This is a genomic window from Stieleria mannarensis (assembly GCF_014154935.1).
Lineage (GTDB): Bacteria > Planctomycetota > Planctomycetia > Pirellulales > Pirellulaceae > Stieleria > Stieleria mannarensis.
The window spans coordinates 324,677-343,110 of sequence record NZ_JACEHH010000001.1 but is presented as its reverse complement, the minus strand read 5'-3'; the positions used below and the strand labels follow the sequence as shown (position 1 = coordinate 343,110).

The following is an 18,434-nucleotide window of genomic DNA, read 5'->3' as shown; positions in this document are numbered from 1 at the left end:
GGTTACCAGTCGAGTGGTTTTTGCCAAGCGTCTTTGGCCGCCGCGATTTCGATGTCCAGCACGGTGGCACCGGATCGCGTGACGGTCAGTTTTCTGTTCTCGGTTATTGTACCTACTCGAGCCGCCTGGACGCCGTGAGCGTAAAAGATCGGGGTGAACTGGTCCACCAGATCCACCGGCAATTCGACCAGGAACCGCGAATTGGATTCGCTGAACAGCAGCGACGTGTCGGACAGCCCCTCGGCGGAGATTTCTGCGACCGCGTCCAAATCCAGCTCCATGCCCAATCCGCCGGCCATCGCCATTTCCGTCGCCGCGACGGCCAAACCGCCCTCGCTGAGGTCGTGACAGGCTCGCAGCATTCGCGCCGAAATCGCCTCGTGGACCGCCGCGAACGTCGCCTTGGCCACCGGGACGTCGACCGTCGGGACGTTGCCGCCGGATCGGTTTTCGCTCAGACAGTAATGCGACCCGCCCAGTTCGTCCTTGGTCGTCCCGATCAGGAAGACCGCATTGCCCGACTGCTTGGCGTCCATCGTCACGGCCAGCGAGACGTCGGCGATCTGCCCCATCGCACTGATCAATAAACTCGGCGGGATCGAAATCGTTTGCTTTTCGCCGCTGTCGTCGAAGTAGCTGAATTCGTTGTTCAAGCTGTCCTTGCCGCTGACGAACGGGGTGCCCAAGGCGACGGCGACGTCCTGGCAGGCGATCGCGGCGCGAACCAGCGAGCCGAGCGTTTCGGGGCGATCGGTGTAACCCCAGCAGAAGTTGTCCAGGATCGCGATCTTACTCGGGTCCGCACCCACCGCCACGGCATTCCGCATCGCTTCGTCGATCGCCGAGGCGGCCATGTGATAGGTGTCAAAGTCGCCGTAGTGCGGGTTCATGCCACAGGAAATCACCAGCCCGCGCGTGCTGGAAAGCAGCGGACGAATCACGGCGGCATCGCCGGGGCCGTCACATTGCGGTCCGACCAGCGGCTTGACGACGCTGCCGCCTTGAACCTCGTGATCGTATTGGCGGATCACCCAATGTTTACTGGCCACGTTCAAACTGGACAGGATTTTTAGTAGCGTCTGTTGATGCGTTTCCGCCGAAACGGAAGCGGGCAGATCCAGTGGCACGACGGCCGGCGGATCGTACACGGCATCGCGGATCACCGGCGGGCGACCGTCGTGCAAGAATTGCATCGAGACGTTGCCGACGGTTTCGCCGTGGTAGGTCAGATGCAACTGCCCGGTCGGCTTGAACTCGCCCAGGATCGCCGCCTCGACGCCTTCGCTCTCGCACAGCTCACGCAGCTCGTCCCACTTTGTCCGCGGCACGGCCAGCACCATCCGCTCCTGGGCCTCGGAGATCCAGATTTCGGTGTAGGACAATCCGTCGTACTTCAGCGGCGCCTTCTCCAACCAGACCTCCGCCCCGACGTCTTCACCCATTTCGCCGACGGCGCTGGAAAAACCGCCGGCGCCACAGTCCGTGACGGCGTTGTAGAGCCCACGATCGCGGGCCTGCATCAACACATCCAACACCATTTTTTCGGTGATCGCGTTGCCGATCTGAACCGCGCCGCCGGACAACGATTCCGATTCGCTGGTCAATTCTGCCGAGCTGAACGTCGCGCCGTGGATTCCGTCGCGTCCGGTCCGGCCCCCGATCGAAACGATCAGATCGTTCGGGTGAACTTGTTTGTCTTCCATGCCGACGGGAATCATGCCGACGTTTCCGGCGTAAACCAGCGGGTTGCCCAAGTATCGTTTGTCGAAATAGACCGCGCCGTTGACCGTCGGGATGCCCATTCGGTTGCCATAGTCACGCACGCCGGCGACGACACCCTTCATCACACGTCGCGGGTGCAGCACGCCCGGCGGCAACTGGTCGGCCGGCGTGTCCGGCGGGGCAAAACAAAACACGTCGGTGTTGCAGACCGGTTTAGCCCCCATGCCGGTTCCCATCGGGTCGCGGATCACCCCGCCGATCCCGGTGTTGGCACCGCCATAGGGTTCCAGTGCCGAGGGGTGATTGTGCGTTTCGACTTTGAAACAGGCGTGGAAATCATCGTCAAAGGTCACCACGCCGGCGTTGTCTTTGAACACGCTGACGCACCAATCATCATCGCCCAAGCTCTTGCGGATCGATTGCGTGGCCGCAAAAATCGTCTCCTTGAGCATGTTGTCATACTGTCGCTCGTCACCGCCGGGCGTTCCGTCAGCGCCGATTCCGCGGTAATGAATCCGTCCGGCCAACGTCTTGTGGCTGCAGTGTTCCGACCAGGTCTGGGCGATCGTCTCCAGTTCGATGTCGGTCGGATCACGATTCAGAGAAACGAAGTGGTCGCGAATCGTCTGCATTTCGACCAACGTCAAGTACAGCTGGCCTTCACGCGAGAGCGTTTCCAGTTCGTCGTCGCTCAGGCTGCGGATCGGGACGCGGACGAGTTCAAAGTCATAGGCCGTGCCGACATCCAGTTGGTCCATTTCCAGCGGTCCGGCGACGACCTGTTCGATCGAGTCGTTGGACAGGGCGCGACGGCAAATCGTTTGAAACGTCGGCTCATCGACACCGCTGATCCAGTACTTTCGCATCGTGCGAACCGATTGCACGTCGAATCCGCAATCGCGGGCCGCACCGATCGTGCTGGCCGCGACCGGGTCCATCACGCCGGGTTTGGGCAACACGTTGACCAGCCGGATGTCATCCGAGGGGGCCGGCGGCTGGCTCAACACCGCATCCCCGGCGACCGCCACGACGGTCCGCTCGGTCACCGAATCGGCCAACAACCGCTGGGCGATCTGCTCGGCCTGGTCGCCGTCGATCTCGCCCTGAACCAAGAAACCGCGGGCGAAAACGACCGGCACGTCGTCACCGATGCCCAACTCATGAATCTCCTCGCTGGTGCGAGCACCCTCGCGGTCGATCTCGTTCTCAGCGGGATAAATGTCAATCTGCCACAGCGGCATCGTCGTGTCCTGGTGCGGGGAAGAAATGCGGTGCGGGCAGGAAAACTCCCGCGTGCGGAGAAGTGTATCGAAATCCGTGGCGATTGCCGAGAACCGGCGGAAGGGAGGGAAACCGGGCTAGGAAATGAAGTCACCCTCCCGGAGGACGCGGTCTCTACCGATCCTACAAAACCCTCCCTGGAAGTGGCCTGATGAAAAGTACGTGGCGTCGAAAACTGGCGAACCGGCAACGATTGCAAATTGCAAAATGAACAGTGCAAATTGCGAAATGATTTGAGCGACGATTGCCGGCAAATTTGAATTTTGCAATGAACAGTTTGCAATTTGCAATCGAGGGATCCAGCAGAATCGCTGAACGTCCCCGAACCTACGCAACGTTCCAAGTTCCATTGATTTTCGCCAGCCCACCCTGGAAGGGAGGGGCGAGCACAGCGAGGGTAGGGGCGATTCGCTCAGTGGTGATCATCGATCTTCTTTGTTTGCCCAAAGGGCATCCACATCCATAGCCTGGGGTCAGGGAACGAGCGCAGCGGAGTGACCGCCACCCCAGGAAAGAAAGCCGATTCCCCTCCCTTCGATCGGCCGGTGGCAAAGCCGCCGGCCGATCGAAAGGGGGGAGGTTTCTGAACCCATCAGGTGCGTATGGAATCGAGGGTAGCGAAGCGAAGGCTGCACCGCTCAGCTACCCGCCACCCCCACCCAAAATCCACCGTTTGAGCACATCGAGTGGCTGGTTCAAAACGTCCTCCGAATCAGAGTGCCCCGCCGCTTGCTCCGTCCCGGCGAGCACCTTGTCGCGAATCCGCCGGGCGATCTCGCGGTGCCGGCCGGCGGTGTAGCTGTCCGACTGGATCAACCGCTCGGTTCGGGCGAACAGTTCGGTCGCCTTCGCATAGGTCTGCGGCGTGACGCTGTCCTTTGCCGCGACCAGCGGCACCAACGTACGAGTCATCAGATCGACGAGGTCGCTTTTCTGAAACGATTCTTGCTGGGTCTGCGACGAGATGCTGCTCATCTGGGGAGGCTTCGTCGCTGGCGTCTCTGCACTCGGCAAGCTTTCGTCCACGGCCTGGGCAAACCGATCCAGCGCCTCGGCCAAAGCCTCGTTGTCGCCAGCGGCCAGAGCGGCATCGACCATGACACTCGCGGCGACCTTTTTGTCCGCCACCGACTCCAATCGCGACGCGATCAACTGCAACAGCGAGTCCGACGTGCCGGCGATTCTCGCGATGCGTGCCATCGCGATCGAAACCGATCGAGGGCTCAAGTCATCGTCGCTGGAATAGTTGTCATAACTCGTTCGCGAGGCAATCCGCATGGCATACGGATACACCATCCCGGGCTGACCACTCGGCAAGACGACGTTGCGGAACGCTTGATCGAGTGCCTGCCAGACGTCGGTGTCGATCGTGTCGGGATCCACTTTCACGTCGACATCGGGCTCCCGTTGACCAAGCTTCTTTCCGGTCACGTCGGAATACAGGTCGACCAATTCCAGTAGTCGCGCCGTCAAATCCTCCATCCCATCGTCGACGGGCACCCTACCAGGGTTTTGGTTTTGGTTGATCGAAAACGCATCCGATGCGACGGCAACGCGACTGGGCGGTGGGCCATCTCGCAGAGCCAACATCAGTGCCCTGGCAGAGGTCAAGATCTGGCCACGTTTGGCTGCGATCGTCGCGATCTTGAAACAGGCATCGAAATAAGTCTTCCTCCGTGTTTGCCCCGACTTGAGCGCAGCTTCCATCGAATCCAAAAATGCGTTCAGTGACCTTTCGTCGTCACCGCTCAACGAAGCGACTGCCAAATCAAGCCCCGGTTGGTGAAGTTTGCTCGCAACCAGACGCAGGTACTCGCCCAGGTCCGTTGCAATCCGCCGTGCCGCGTCGGAGTCGACTTCGGAAGCCGCCGCGGCAACGACGAACAAATCCACCAACGGTTTCAACGACGTTGACGTGACTGTGACCTGCAGTGCCGCTTCGTCAGGCAGCCGGTCGGTCAGCTGTTCGGCCAACGAATCCAGGTCATCGGGCTGTATTTTGAGCGAGACCAAAAGTTGTGCCGCAGGAATCGACCAATCCTCGGGCCGCTGGGGTGAATGTGCCCGCAGCGAATCGAACAGTGACGTCAAAGCCGCACGACCGTCGTCCGAGCCGGTGGCCGAATCGATCGCGATCTGCAGTCCCGATTTGGCATCCCCACCGAGAACCATCTCCAGTGGCAAATCCATCAATCGGATTGCCAGATCATCCTCGCAGTCCGCGATCGATTCCCCGAGCGATTTCAAGTAGTCGACCGAGGACTCGGTCGTGATCTTCGCCGCATATTGCCCGGCCGTTTGTTCGGCCTTTTCAAACGACAATCCGCCGCCCCAACGTTTCGCTTTGGCGAACCGGTCGGGCATGGCGACCAACCGTTGCTGAATGATCAGTGCGTCGATCGGATACCCGATGCCGTCCAGCTTCTCGGCGATCGACAGATAGGACTGGATGTCTTGGTAGTCGCCATAACCGGGATTGTGCAAATTGTCGGATGAATGATCCGTCTTCTCATAAGCATCCAACAGGAACATCCGCGCGCGAGCCTTTTGACCGTCCTTTGCCAGGGCATCGACCAGTCGAGCACCGACGGAAAACCGCATGTCGGTCATCGAGACACTCTGGTCGCGTCCGGCGGCTTCATAGATCGAAACCAACAGCGATGTTTTTTCGTTGATCTCGGACACCGACTCCAGAGCCTGGCCGCCTTGCCACAGCAACCCGCCACTGATCACCGGTTGGCCCGGAGCGGCCGCCGCGACCTCCGACACCATCAACCCGGCGATGGACTCGATTGCGTCATCGCGCTTTTCCTCGTCGGCGACATCGACCAGCGCCGCCAGAAAAGCTGCCGTCGGCGCGGTCGCTTCGTTCTGCAAGGCTTTGGTGACGGCTTTGTCGAATCGCTCGCGCGCCTCAGCGTCACTGCAGAGCAACGACAAGATGTCCTTCAGCGGCCCGTTCGCCGTGCCACCGGATGACCGACTGGTGACTCGCCATGTCGACGAAGTTGCCGTAAATGCGTCTTCGCTGCAAATGACATCGATCATCGCCTGACGAATTGCAGGAATCTTTTTTCGTTCGGTCGCGGGGATGTTTCGGATGTAGCGATAAAAATCTCGTTTGACCTGCGAATTCTTCAACGCGTGAGCGACGAACTTTCGCTTCGCATCGGTGAACGCTTTTCGTCGCCCGACGTTGATCAGATTGTCGTACCGATAACTCTGGATGGACTCGGGATCAAACTGAATCAATCGTCGAAACATGGCATCCGAATCGCCGCGGTCGGCGGCGCGGGTCAAATCGTAGACATGTCGACTGAGCAATTGCGGGTCCTTTTCGAAAGCATCGAGATACAGTTCGGTGGCCTCCGTGTACTGCTTGGCTTTGTAGAGCGCCGCGGCGCGGGCGATCAATTGTCGCGGATCGTTCGGTTTAGATTTTGCGATCTCGCCCCACAAGTCCTCCGCATCCGATTGCCGGCCAGCTGCGGTGTAGAGTTCGGCCAATTCGATGCGGGCGCGAACCGAAGCCGGTGCCGATGCGACGCGGCGTTGGGCTTGTTCGATCAGCGGATCGAGCCGCTTGGCGTTTCTTAGGATCGACACGGCTTGCTGGCGGTAGTACGCAAGATTGCTGGTCGATGCCCGACCGCTACTGAGCTTGCGCAGCAGCGTGTAAGCGACCTCCGCGGCGGCTTCATGCTCGTCGTTGGCCAGGAACGCCTGCGCGATTTGCAATTCGGTTCGTTCATCGCGGGCACGACCGCCGCGCAGCCGACGCAGCACGGCGGCGGCCTTTTCGGGCATCCCCAGACGGCGGAGCTGATCGGCCAGCGCCAGCTGCGTTCGGGTGTCCATCCGCATCCCGAACAAACGCTCAGCGGCCTGCCTAGCACGTTCAACGTCACCCAGCTGCGACGCCAGGTTCATCGCCGCCATCTCTTTACGAACCAACATGCCGCTGTCCAGCGGATCGATCGAATCGAGCAACGACAGGGCCAGTCGAGGTTGTGATAACTCGCTCGCCAATCGCGCCTGCTCGATCCGCAAGTCGACGTCGTCCGGAAAATCTCGGCTCAAACGCTCGATGCGGTCATAACACTCCTCAGGTCGCTGCGTCCACCAATGGGCAAACGCAGCCAGCACCCGACGGACCTTTTGCTCTCGAATCGGTGCGTCGTCAGGTGACCGGTCCAGGTGCTCGAGCACCTCGTCGGTCAAGTTCAACCCGCGTGGCTGGCCACCGCTTTCTGGACCGGGCAAAAGACTTGACAGCTCGTTGACGACTGACTGGCTTAGCAACTCCGTCGACAGTGGTGCTTTGACTTGGAACGAATAATAACTGTTTTGCGCGCTGCGAACGTAGGTGCTGATCGTGCCGTCGGACAATGTCGTGCTGCGACGTGCCGCTGCCATGTTATTCTTGATCGCTTGTGCCAGAACGGCGTCAAGAATCGCAAACCGATGACGATCGACAAATTCGGCACCGTGGGGTCCGGCGGTTGCCAAGTGTCCGGCGGTCCCGGTGACGCTGCTTGATGAGGTCGATCTTCCACTCCCGTCGGCACGAACGGCCGGCAGCAGTCGCTTGACCAGTGCGTCGGCCTGGTCGACTTGGTCGAGATTCAAGTAATAGCCGATCGCGCTGATCAGTTCGTTCAATGACGCATCGGCGGCGGGCTTCTCGAGCGCGTACTGCTTCGCCCGTGCCGTGTCTCCCGTTTGCTCGAAATGCCTGGACAAGATCACGCGATAGTCCGACAGCGTTGACCAGGGTACGGAGTTGCCGCCGGCCGTGGCGTCTGCCAACGCCTGCTCGTACAGCTTGATCACCAACTGGGCCTGTGATGCCGTGAGCGTCACGCCGGACTTGTCAGCATCAGACGTCTGGCTGTTGGCCTTCGATTGCGCCGCCGACCGGATCTTGCCCATCAACATGCCCCGCAAATACATCGCGCCCTCTTTGGGATCCAACTCGGCCAGGCGCCAGTTCAGTTTTTCGGTGAGGGCCTTTTCTGCCTCGCTGGTCGAACTCGATGAAGTTGTCAAATAGCCGAGGATCGACTGGAATGCCCGCCGTTCCCAGATCACGGCGGCGTCACGAATCTGTTCGACCGCCGGCAGCGCCACCGTCCGATCGATCAGCGTCTCCATTTTTATTCGCGCTTCGTCAGCTGGAAAACGTTTGGCGATCGCGACCAATTCAACCGCCGTGGCGAGAACGCGGGCGTGGCCGAAAGACGACGGATCGACCGTGGTGTAGCTGTTAGCAGAGCTTGAATAGTTGCTGCTGGCGTAGCGACCGAGCCGATAGCCGCGTGCCAGTGCGTAGGAGCTGCTGGTCCAGCGACGTGGACTGGTATCGTAACCGGCTGGCCGGGCCGCACTGCCGCCTGATTGCTTTCGCGCCGCCGGCGGCAAGGCATCCAGCGGCACCTCCTGCTGCCGGATCTCGCGGGCCAGTTCGATCGCGCGACGATGCGGTGCGGGGTAGGTTTCCTCTGGTGCGTTTTCCGATTCGTCGTCACCACGCTCGTGCAGCAGCAATTGGGCCAACATCAGTTTGACGTCCCACAAGGCCGGGTCGCGTTGCAAGGCTGCTTCACAAATCGCGATCGCCGTCGGTCGATCCCCGCGTCGAACGGCCGAGCGAATCATTGCGCCCAGCCGTGCCGGGTCGGAGCCGAGTGAAATCCGGTCGCTGAGCGCCGTCTGGATGTCGATCAGGTCTGCGTCGAGCTGTAGCTGGACCAGTTTAAAACGGTTTTCCGGGGTGTCGGCCAGCGCGACGATGCGTTCTTGAAACTCGGCCGCGGTGACAACGTCGTCGGCCGCGTCGCTCAAACGGACCATGGTCTCCAGCAGCGAAACATCGCGTGGCTGGGCGGCCAACAGCGGATCGACGGCTTGACGCGCCGCGCCATAATCTTGAACTGCTTCGTGAGCCGCCGAAATCATCAATTGGATTGTTCGCGGATCGACGTCCTCGCGCGCCATCTGGTCGATTCGCCCGACAAGCGTGTCCAATTCATTCTGTCGTTCGTACAAGGGGGCCAGCTGTTTGACCAACGCGATTCGGTCCTCCGATTTCGATTCGTAGCGCATCGCTTGCCAATACAATTCGATCGCCTCTTCGGTGCGGTAGCGGTCGGCGAAGGCGGACGCCAACATCCGGCGTGGAGCGTTGTCGCGGGGCGCGATGTTCATCGCACGCCGCAGCGCCGTGATCGCCTGGTCGTCGCGTCCGGCACGGAAGGCCAAACGTGCCAGGAATTGATACGATTCCGGACTTGCCGGGTTTGCGTCGATCAACGCATCACATGTCTCCATCGCCGGATCGACTTGCCCCAAACGCATTTGCAACTGGGCGACCCGCTGCAGATAGTTGGTTTGAAATCGCACCTCGACGCGGGCCAGTGTTTGAAACGTCTCGACCGCGTCGGCAAATCGGTTTTGCGCCTCGGCGATCTCCGCGGCCACCAACAGCACTCTCGGGTCATCGGGTTGCTTTTCGATGGCGCGACGAATGGCAATCTCGGCGTCGGCCCATTGTCCGGCGGCGGCATGCATCATCGCCAGAGTCCGATGGTTCTCGGCCGTCGGCGGTTCGGCCTCCAGCAAGGCGATTTGTTGTGGCAGCGTTCCGGCTTCCTGGTAGGTCGCGATGCGATCCTTTAGCAACTGTTCCTGCTCGTCGGGAGTCTCGGCGATCGTTTCGGCTGCGTCCAGCCGCGCGATCGCTTCGTCGTACAACTCCGCGTCGCGCAAACGACGTGCGAATCGTAATTCTTGGGGGAATGTGAGATTCAATTCGGCGGCCTCACGCCATGCCTCCATCGCGCGATCGTCTTCGTTGAACGTCGAAAACACCTCTGCAAGACGGACCAGCGAATCGCGATTGCGACGGTCTCCTTCGGCGATCGACAGCCAGGTTTGGATCGCTTCATCCTTTCGGTCCAGACGATGCAGGTATTCGCCCAGGTACTCTCGATACTGTGGCGAATCGGGATCGACCGTGATGGCTTGTTCGTACAATCCGATGGCATCGTCCTTGCGATCGATCCCGCGCATGCGATCGGCGATCTGCGACAACACGACGGCGTCGTCTTCGCGACGATCGGCCAAGCGTTGCCAAACACCAGCGGCGGCGGCACGTCTCTCAGCGAGCGGCCGTGAATCGTCTTGCAACAGGGTCTGTCCCCAGCGGAGCAACAGATCGGGGTTGTCGGGGTCCTTTTCGGCAAGCGATTGGAACTGCTGGGCCGCAGCGGCGATGTCTCCCTTGCTGACCAGGACATCGATGAGCGCCAGCCGCACGCCGGCGTCGTCCGGCGCTCGCTTGATTGCTTGGGCCAACGTTTCAGCCGCTTCGTCGATCCGACCGGCGGACACCAGGATGCGTCCCAAGCGAATTTGCATCGCGAGGTCGTCTTCGGATTCGGCAAGCTTTTCTTTGTAGTAGTTTGCCAAGGCGTCGTAGTCACCGGATTTCAAGAACCCGGCTTCGATCCGATTGCGGACGTCGCTGTACAGCCAACTTCCCGGCCGCAGCCGATCCAGGATGGCCTCCAGGTCACGCGTGCACTCGTCGGTCTGCCCGAGTCGCCGGCGCATTTCGGCGGCCTGGATCGCAAACGCGATCTTGTCATCATTTTTTCGGGCCGTCTTGGCAAGCGATTCGAATCGTCGCAAAGCTTCGCGGACGTTTCCTTCGTCGGCCAACGTGCTGGCAATTTGTCCGCCGACACGGGCATCGCCGGGAAACAGCGATTCCAGTTTCTGCCAGACCCGAAGCGCTTTTTCGTTTTGGCCGGCGCGGCTATAGATTCGTCCCAATTCGGTGAAGATGGGGAGCGCCTCGTTGCGAGCCGGTTTGCGATTGATCGCGCGTTCGATCGCCGCGGCGGCCTTTTCCGTTTGACCGATGGCAAGCAGGGACCGTCCCAGGTGGTAGCTGCTGGCGTAGTCGTCTTCCTGCAGCGATTCGGCTTTGGCAAACGCCTCTGCCGCCAGGGCGTGGCGACCGCGTTGGGATTGCAGCAGGCCCAGAATCATCCGTTTCCGACCGGCATCGGGGGCGTCATCGGGAACGTCCAACGAGTCGATGAAATCATCCAACGAACCGTTTTGCACATGGAAACCGTAAACACGATTCAGTGCCGTTCCGGGCCGCGGCCGCCGCAACAACACCTGCAGAAACCTCTCGGCGGTCGCCCGTTCCTGTTCGGAAACCGTGGAGGATTGGTCATCGGTGGTCTCCTGCGCACCGACCGAGCGATCCCAACAGAGTCCCCAACCGAGCGAGGTGGCAAAACACACAAAAATCCAAAAATGCGGCGAACGATTGGCTGCAAACACGCTCACTAGTCTCCGATCGAGGGAATTCGGCGTCGCGAGAGGCCTCCATTATGGCGGACCCTCGAACGGAGGGGGCCGATTCTTTGCAAAGAAATGGCGCGTCCAGCGGAGACAGGTTTTCCTGGCCACACCGGCAAGGTAAAACGTGTTCACCAACACGCCCCCGTAGCTCAGGGGATAGAGCACAGCTTTCCTAAAGCTGGTGTCGCAGGTTCGAATCCTGCCGGGGGTGCTGAGGTCGGCAGCAGTCAGCGGGAAGACAAGAAAATGGGTGACAAGAAAACGGCGTGAGCGTGCTCTGGATCGCTTACCCGACACAGTCCGCCGTCAACCGTCTCGTTCCAAGCAGACGGTTCTCCGATCGTTCTTCCTGCTTACAGGCGTTGGCGAGAGTTCGCGTTATCGTGGATGGCTTGATCAGCGCGGTTGGTTGCCGATGCAGTAGAGGCTGTCGCCGGTTCGAATGAAGAAGTTGCCTCGGGAAACTGCGATCGATGCCATCGTCTTGCCGTCGAGCCTATTTTGGGTGATCACCTTGTATCGCGCCCCGGGCTCCAACACCGTGGTGAGACCGTCTTCGGAGGTGATGTAGATTCGGCCGTCGGCCAATAGCGGCGACGCGGAGTAATTGCCCTTGAGTCGTTCCAGCCAGACGACTTCACCTGTTTTCGCTTCGATGCAGTGCAGGATGTTGTCGCGAGTGATCGTGTACAGGAACGGCTCGACATACAGCGGCGATGGCAAGGCCGGGACACCGCGTTTCTGTTCCCAAACGATGTGCGATTCGGTCACATCCCCGTGACCGCCTGGACGAATCGCTCGAATCGTCGGTTCCTCGAAACTGGATGAAGTGAAGATCAGACCTTCACCCAGCACGGGTGAGGGTGTCACGCCCTCACCTTGGCTGTAGACCGACCAGATTCGCTTTCCCGTTTCAACGTCGTGCGCCTGGACTCGGTCGCTTCCCGCACTGACCACCGTCTGCCCCTTTTCGATCACGATGGCGGTCACGTGTCCAACCCGAGACAGCCCACGCTCTCCCCGCCACTTCGTATCACCGGTCTCCTTGTCCACGGCCAACAGGACGGCCTGGTCCCACGGTTCCTTCCAACCGACACGCTGATCGGAGCGGCTGCTGCCGTCAAACGGCATGACGATGAGTCCGCCGACAAGAATCGGCGAGGCACCGAGCCCATGCAAACTGTGGAAGTCCACGTCTTCGTTCTTCCAGACCAACTTGCCATCGAAATCGACGGCGACGATCGTTCCATCGTAAAACGCGGCGTACACCCGTGCGCCATCGGACACCGGCGTGGGCGTGGCGTAGGAATTCTGGGCTCGCTTGGGTCCGGGAACTTGACGGTGGACTTCCGTGTTCCAAAGGAGATCGCCACTGGTGCGGTGGATTCCGATCACGCGACACGAAGCGCCATTTATCGCTTCGACCGGAACTGGTGCGTTCCACTTCTCCACCACTGACGGTGACACTGTCATCACCGGGTCCCGGGTTGATGATCACGTTTTCGGCTTGCCGCGCGATTGATGTTCACCGAACCGTCTAGGCCGACCGTGACTTTCAGAACTCGCTCGAACCAGGTTCGGAAGTCTTCGGGCCTAATGTTTGTACCGATATCCCAAAGTCCGCATTCGTCCATTGTCCAAGTCACCAGCTTGTCGTCTTTCGTGAGGGCGACTCTGTCGACCGTGCTTTCTTCGAACTGAATTGGATTGGTTAGCGGCTGACCGGTCCGCGCATCCCAAACACGCGCTTTGCCTCCCCATCCTTCGTAGGTGCCGGTAGCCACACGGGAACCCTCCTGATCGTACGCAATCGAAGTGACCGCACCGTCGTGAGGCATGTGCTGACCGATCGGCTGGCGACTGGTGAGATCCCAAATGCGAAGCGTATGACTTCCAGCGATCAATTGACTTCCGTTTGGGCTGAACGCGACCTGTACTTGTCCAACTCGGCTACCGGCAACAACTTTTTCGCCGAGAGGGTCACCCAAAGGTTCGCCGGATCGGCTGTCCCAGATCTGTACCTGGCCATTCGATCCAGATGCGACCATGTGGCCGTCGGGACTTGTCGCCACAGCGATGGATGACCCGAGAAATTCAATCGTGGGACCGACAGGTCGCAATTCGTCCATCTCCCAAACTTGAACGCGCAAATCTCTCGCGAACAGAAGTCTATCGGGAAGATCCGCACGACGATAACCGCGTTTTTGATTCCATGCGATGGTAGCCCAGTTTCTATTTTCCGCGAACAAGACGCTTTTGATCTCTCCTTCAAACGTGATCTTTCTGGCTTCCTGAGTTGTGACGGAATCCCAGACACTCGCTGTATTCCCGCTGACGGTGACAAATTGTTGACCATCAGCACTGAAGGCTACGCAGGTGATTTCCTCCGAGTGCACGGATGTTTTGCTAAGGACACGTTCGTGCTCCACATCCCAAAGTTTGGCGACGTAGCCGATACTGTCGGTTGCCGGTGACCAATTCTCCTCCGTTGTGATCAGGCGTGTCCGATCGGAATTGATCGCAGCCACTTGCCCATAGACTCCATTGAGGAGCAGCGGGGTTGGTGCTTCGACCCGCCAGATGCGAACTTCGTCTTCCGTGCTACCTCCGGCAACGGTTGGATCTTCGGACCCACTGGCGACCCGATCCGCAGTCGGACTGAAGGCAACAGAGCGGACCCGATGCTCGTGGGGAAGCGGTGCTCCAATCTGCTCCAACGTCAACGCGTTGTGGACGCGGGCAGAGTTACCGAAGATCGTAATAAACCGTTTGCCGTTAGAACTGAACTCGAGCTTTTCAGCAGGACTTTCAACGTGACTTAGCAACCGCAGGGTATGGAAATCCCAGGCCTCTACCCCCAATTTCGAGTACGTAAAAAAACGCTCACGGCTTGGATCTACGGTGAACTTGTACTTGTGTTTCAGCTCATCCAGGCGTCGACCTGTCTTCACGTCCCAACGCACGATCCCAGAGGTTGCCGCCGACAAAAGCTGCGATCCATCTGGACCGAAAGCAAGCGAGGTGACGACGCCACCGACGCGAGACTCGCCCAGATTAGGGTCGCCAATCTGATACTCAACATCATCATGCTTGAGTAGTTCGCCCACGGGCCGCCCGCGATTATCCGAGATTCTTATTTGGTTATTGCTTGACCCGGTGGCCACAAAGTGCCCATTCGGGCTGATGTCAACGGAAACAACATCCGCTTGATGCTGAATTGGTTGCCCGATCGGGTCACCGGTCGTCGCACTCCAGATGCGAGCTGTATTGTCATCCGAACCGGTGATGATGAATTTCCCATCAGAGCTGAAAGTGACAGCCTCGATTCGGCCGTCATGGGTGAGTGACGCTCCGATCTGCCGTCCGCTGGCGGTGTCCAAAATTCGTGCCTTACCCACATAACGACTTCTGGCCTTGTCGGATTTTCGCATCGACAGCGCGGTCACGACGATACGCGATCCATCAGGACTTTTGGCGAAGGGGGAGTCGCGAAAGGGTTCTTCGTATTCGATGACAGATCCTACGGGGAGTCCCGTGCGAGTATCCGACACGCGAATGAAGCGACCACTTGCCGTCATGATGCGACTTCCGTCGCGACTAAAGACGACGGGGCCAATCCCTGATTCGTGCGGGATGATCGACAGACACCTTCCGCTATGCGTCAACCGAGCCAAAGCAACGGAGCGAATCGAATCGGACAGGGGATCGGAAGTGGCGAGCACGGCGAACGCACGGAGAAACTCAATATTCGAAGATCGATACAAACCTTCGCTGTACAGATTGCAACCCCGAGCAAGAAAGAGACGCGCAGTCTGACGCGACAATCCGATGTTTCTTTCTTGGAGCTTCTCTGCGAACCGCGATTGTTCTTTGACAGAATTTTGAAGCTGGTTTACCAGCCCCGCCTTTTCTTCCAGCAATTGAGTCTTCTCGGTGAGAAGGTGTTCGGCCTCGCCGCGGAGCTTGCTTTGTCGAGCCGCGAGGATCGGACTTATCGTCGCGATTGACAAGACAACGAGCGCGAGGATTGTGCATAGAATGGCCATCCTGGGCTCGCGACGACACCAACGCCATGCTCTTTCTATCGGTGTCACCCTGCGGGCGAGAATGGGCTCATTTGCTAAGTACAGCGTCAGGTCGTCGGCCAACAACGCGGCCGTGCCGTATCTTTTGTGCGGCTCTTTTTCCAAACATTTAAGGCAGATTGTTTCGAGATCCTTCGGTACCCGCGGATTCAAAACACTGGGGGCCACTGGCTCGTGATGAATGACTTGATGAATCGTTTCGACGGCTGACTCGGCTACGAATGGAGCACGACCGCTCAAGCAGGCGTACAGTATTGCCCCCAGCGAGTAGATGTCACTTCCGACACCCACCAATTGATACTTGGCCGCCGCCTGCTCAGGCGCCATGTAACTTGGAGTCCCGATAATCTGTCCCGAGCGAGTGATGTCCACATCTGAAGTTTCATCGAAGTTGGCGAGCGACTTGGCTAGCCCGAAGTCGGTGATGTGTGGTTGCTCGTTCGAATCGACCAAGATATTCGCAGGCTTAAGGTCGCGGTGAAGGATGCCGCGTGTGTGCGCGAAGTGCGTTGCTCTTGCCAACGCGACGACCAACTTTGCAGCCTTCTGCGGCACAAGCGATCCTTCACGCAGTCGCTCTCTCAAACTCTCACTTTCCACGTAATCCATTGTGAAGTAGTACTGGCCATCATGCACACCTATTTCATGGACACCGACGATATTCGAGTGTTTGATCATCGCCGCGGCGCGAGCTTCGCGTTTGAATCGGTCCACTTCAGCCTTGCCGGCCAAGCGACCTGACCGGATCATCTTTAATGCGACGGTCCGACGTAATTTCTCTTGCCTCGCTTTAAAAACGACGCCCATTCCGCCACGGGCAATTTCCTCTAGGATTCGGTACTCGCCGATGTAGGTGAGCGACGACCCCGGACCGACAGTCAACGTCTGTGGCTCGAGGTCGGTCGGTGTAGCCGCCAAGGTACCCGAGATACCCCGCCTGTTCGCTAGATAGCCGACGTTTTCCAGGTCGGCAAAAAAGGATTGCAATTCATCCTTGAATTCCAGGTGTTGATCGATGAACACCTTCGCATCGACTCTTTGGCCGTTTTCAACTGCTTGATAGTATTCGTGGACGATTCGATCAAAAGCTTCGTCGTGGCTGCCGCTTGAATCAGCCATGATGCTCAGGCTCCTCCATCGGCTGATCGATCGAGCGTTCGGTACGTAGATCTCGCTTCTCGGCCTGATACCTCTTAGCAAGGTTCATCAACGTGTGGGTGAGAATCGTTTTGAACCAAGAACGAAGTGATTTTCTCCGGAAATTGCTCTGATCTCGATGGGCCTGCAACATTGTGATCTGAACGACGGCGGAAACGTCTTCCGTGGCGCGTAATCGTGGATTCAGCTGCATATCAGCTAAGACTCGCAGGTAGTTGCGATATTGCTCGAGATTAACGCTGCCTTCCATCACCATCGGAGAAATCAAGGGGGCGCAGTGCAATAAAGAAATGCTCACAGTGTTCCTAGGCAACGTTCGTCGATGAATCGACCTCAAGAATTTCTCAAACACCAAATTTCGGCGCGGTCTTAGGTGGAATCTTTGCTTCCTAGTAAATTGCTCTGAGTCTCCGCCTATCATATCAGGTTGAACAAGTTTTGGTTCATCTCGGCGCAGCGGTCCCGAACGGCATTTCGATGGACTCATTGCGGAAACGACTTGAGCAGTGATCCGACGCATGCGTTGTTCAAATCCATGTTTCGCTGGCTCAAACGCACATTTCCAGCGCGTCAAGTTTAATGCATTCTCACTTCTTACGCGCCAATGCGGAGATTCAGGGCTTTGAGCTCAGGATCCCTTGTTGTAGATCACCGGCATCTGACCGTACCATTTCTTCCAGACATCATCATTCGTGATCAGGTCAGCCATAAAATGTGCGACATTGATGCGACTGGTTCGCCCCGGATTGAAGATCGCGCTCCTGGTTGGCGACGGATATAACTCGTAGTCGCTCACGTCGTCCTCGTCGAACAAACTGTCGGGACGAACGACCGCCCACTGGAGTCCGGTGTCATTGTGACCAACCTCCATTCGCAGGTAATCCGCGGCATTCTCGTTAACCCGATGGGGCGGCACCAGCAGACGCAGAAGTCCGATCACGCAGCTCTGGGCGCGCGAAATCGGCTCATTCAGATTGCGATTCCTGTTTCCCGCCGTATTCATGAGTACGAACTTGCTTGGCTTGCCGGAGCCGTTTGCCCCAATGGCTTGGCAGAAACGCTTGACAGCATCCGTCACGAGTCTGCGTGGCTGACCAAAGAGCCCCTTGAATGTCAGATTGTGGCCCAAGCACGAGCACCGTTTTCGTCTTTTTCATTTCGTTTCGTTGAGGTTTAGACTTGCTTTCAGCCGCTGCTACGGCAGCCCGATCGCGAGCAGAACGCACGCCAAGATGCATGCCGCTGCGCGAAGATGATTCCAGCGCGTCCAAATCGCAAGGTAACGCGTCCACTCTGCGTGGCTCGCCGGATCATCCGCCGACAGCTTGTCGAGCGAGTTGTTGAGCGGGACGTTGAAGAATGCGGTGACCATGAAACCGCCCAGTAAATACAGGCATGCTCCAGCGATCGCCCAGCCAAAGTCGGGCGGCCGCTGCCATGCAGAGATGGCTGCGAGGAGCAAACAGGCAAGGGCCGTTCCGAAGAACGCGCTGAGGAACAAAGGGTTTAAGATGGTGCGATTGATCAGCTGCATCGCCTTCATGCCTTCCTGCGCAGGCATCTGTGCCAGAGCATTCATGACCGAAACGGAGAAGACAAAAAACAAGCCCGCCATCAGCCCACTGCCGGCAATCGCAATCACTGTGAGCAGCATCAGGATTGTGGTCATTGCTCGCCCTTGCCTCCGCGTGATTTAATCTTAGTGGCTTGCATTTTCTGGGATCATACCGGGCAGATAGCAGTGTTGCCGGAAAAGGCCGGTGGTAGCAACGCCGATCGAACGACAATCAATGAATTGAGAATTGTCGA

At 58.6% G+C, this 18,434-nt stretch carries 7 protein-coding genes and 1 tRNA gene; 1 reads left to right on the top strand and 7 read right to left on the bottom strand.

Annotated elements, in window-relative coordinates:
* Nucleotides 1-2 precede the first annotated feature (2 nt).
* The gene (gene purL / locus H1B37_RS01115) at nt 3-2,963 is read right to left on the bottom strand and encodes a phosphoribosylformylglycinamidine synthase subunit PurL (protein ID WP_182864753.1); all 2,961 of its coding nucleotides are present in this window, start codon (nt 2,961-2,963) and stop codon (nt 3-5) included.
* Nucleotides 2,964-3,645: 682 nt separating this feature from the next.
* Complete coding sequence (locus H1B37_RS01110; RefSeq protein ID WP_182864752.1) at nt 3,646-11,367, bottom strand: tetratricopeptide repeat protein; 7,722 nt, start codon at nt 11,365-11,367, stop codon at nt 3,646-3,648.
* Between the two features lie 153 nt (nt 11,368-11,520).
* On the opposite strand from H1B37_RS01110, the gene H1B37_RS01105 reads away from it, so the two are divergent.
* Nucleotides 11,521-11,593 (top strand) — tRNA-Arg (locus H1B37_RS01105).
* 185 nt (nt 11,594-11,778) lie between these two features.
* Here the strand turns inward: H1B37_RS01105 and H1B37_RS01100 are convergent.
* From H1B37_RS01100 to H1B37_RS01080, 5 genes are all read right to left on the bottom strand, one after another.
* The gene (locus tag H1B37_RS01100) at nt 11,779-12,855 is read right to left on the bottom strand and encodes an outer membrane protein assembly factor BamB family protein (protein ID WP_182864751.1); all 1,077 of its coding nucleotides are present in this window, start codon (nt 12,853-12,855) and stop codon (nt 11,779-11,781) included.
* A complete protein-coding gene (locus H1B37_RS01095; RefSeq protein ID WP_182864750.1) occupies nt 12,855-16,586 on the bottom strand; it encodes a WD40 repeat domain-containing serine/threonine protein kinase in 3,732 nt (1,243 codons plus the stop codon). The genes H1B37_RS01100 and H1B37_RS01095 overlap by 1 nt, the downstream gene beginning before the upstream one ends.
* Nucleotides 16,579-16,923, bottom strand: coding sequence for a hypothetical protein (locus H1B37_RS01090; RefSeq protein WP_182864749.1), 345 nt, complete (start codon nt 16,921-16,923; stop codon nt 16,579-16,581). The genes H1B37_RS01095 and H1B37_RS01090 overlap by 8 nt, the downstream gene beginning before the upstream one ends.
* A 330-nt stretch (nt 16,924-17,253) precedes the next feature.
* On the bottom strand, nt 17,254-17,754 hold the full coding sequence (locus H1B37_RS01085) for an NAD(P)H-binding protein (RefSeq protein WP_182864748.1): 501 nt from the start codon (nt 17,752-17,754) through the stop codon (nt 17,254-17,256).
* 66 nt (nt 17,755-17,820) lie between these two features.
* Nucleotides 17,821-18,294, bottom strand: a complete 474-nt coding sequence (locus tag H1B37_RS01080; RefSeq protein WP_182864747.1) for an anthrone oxygenase family protein — start codon at nt 18,292-18,294, stop codon at nt 17,821-17,823.
* Between the last annotated feature and the right edge of the window lie 140 nt (nt 18,295-18,434).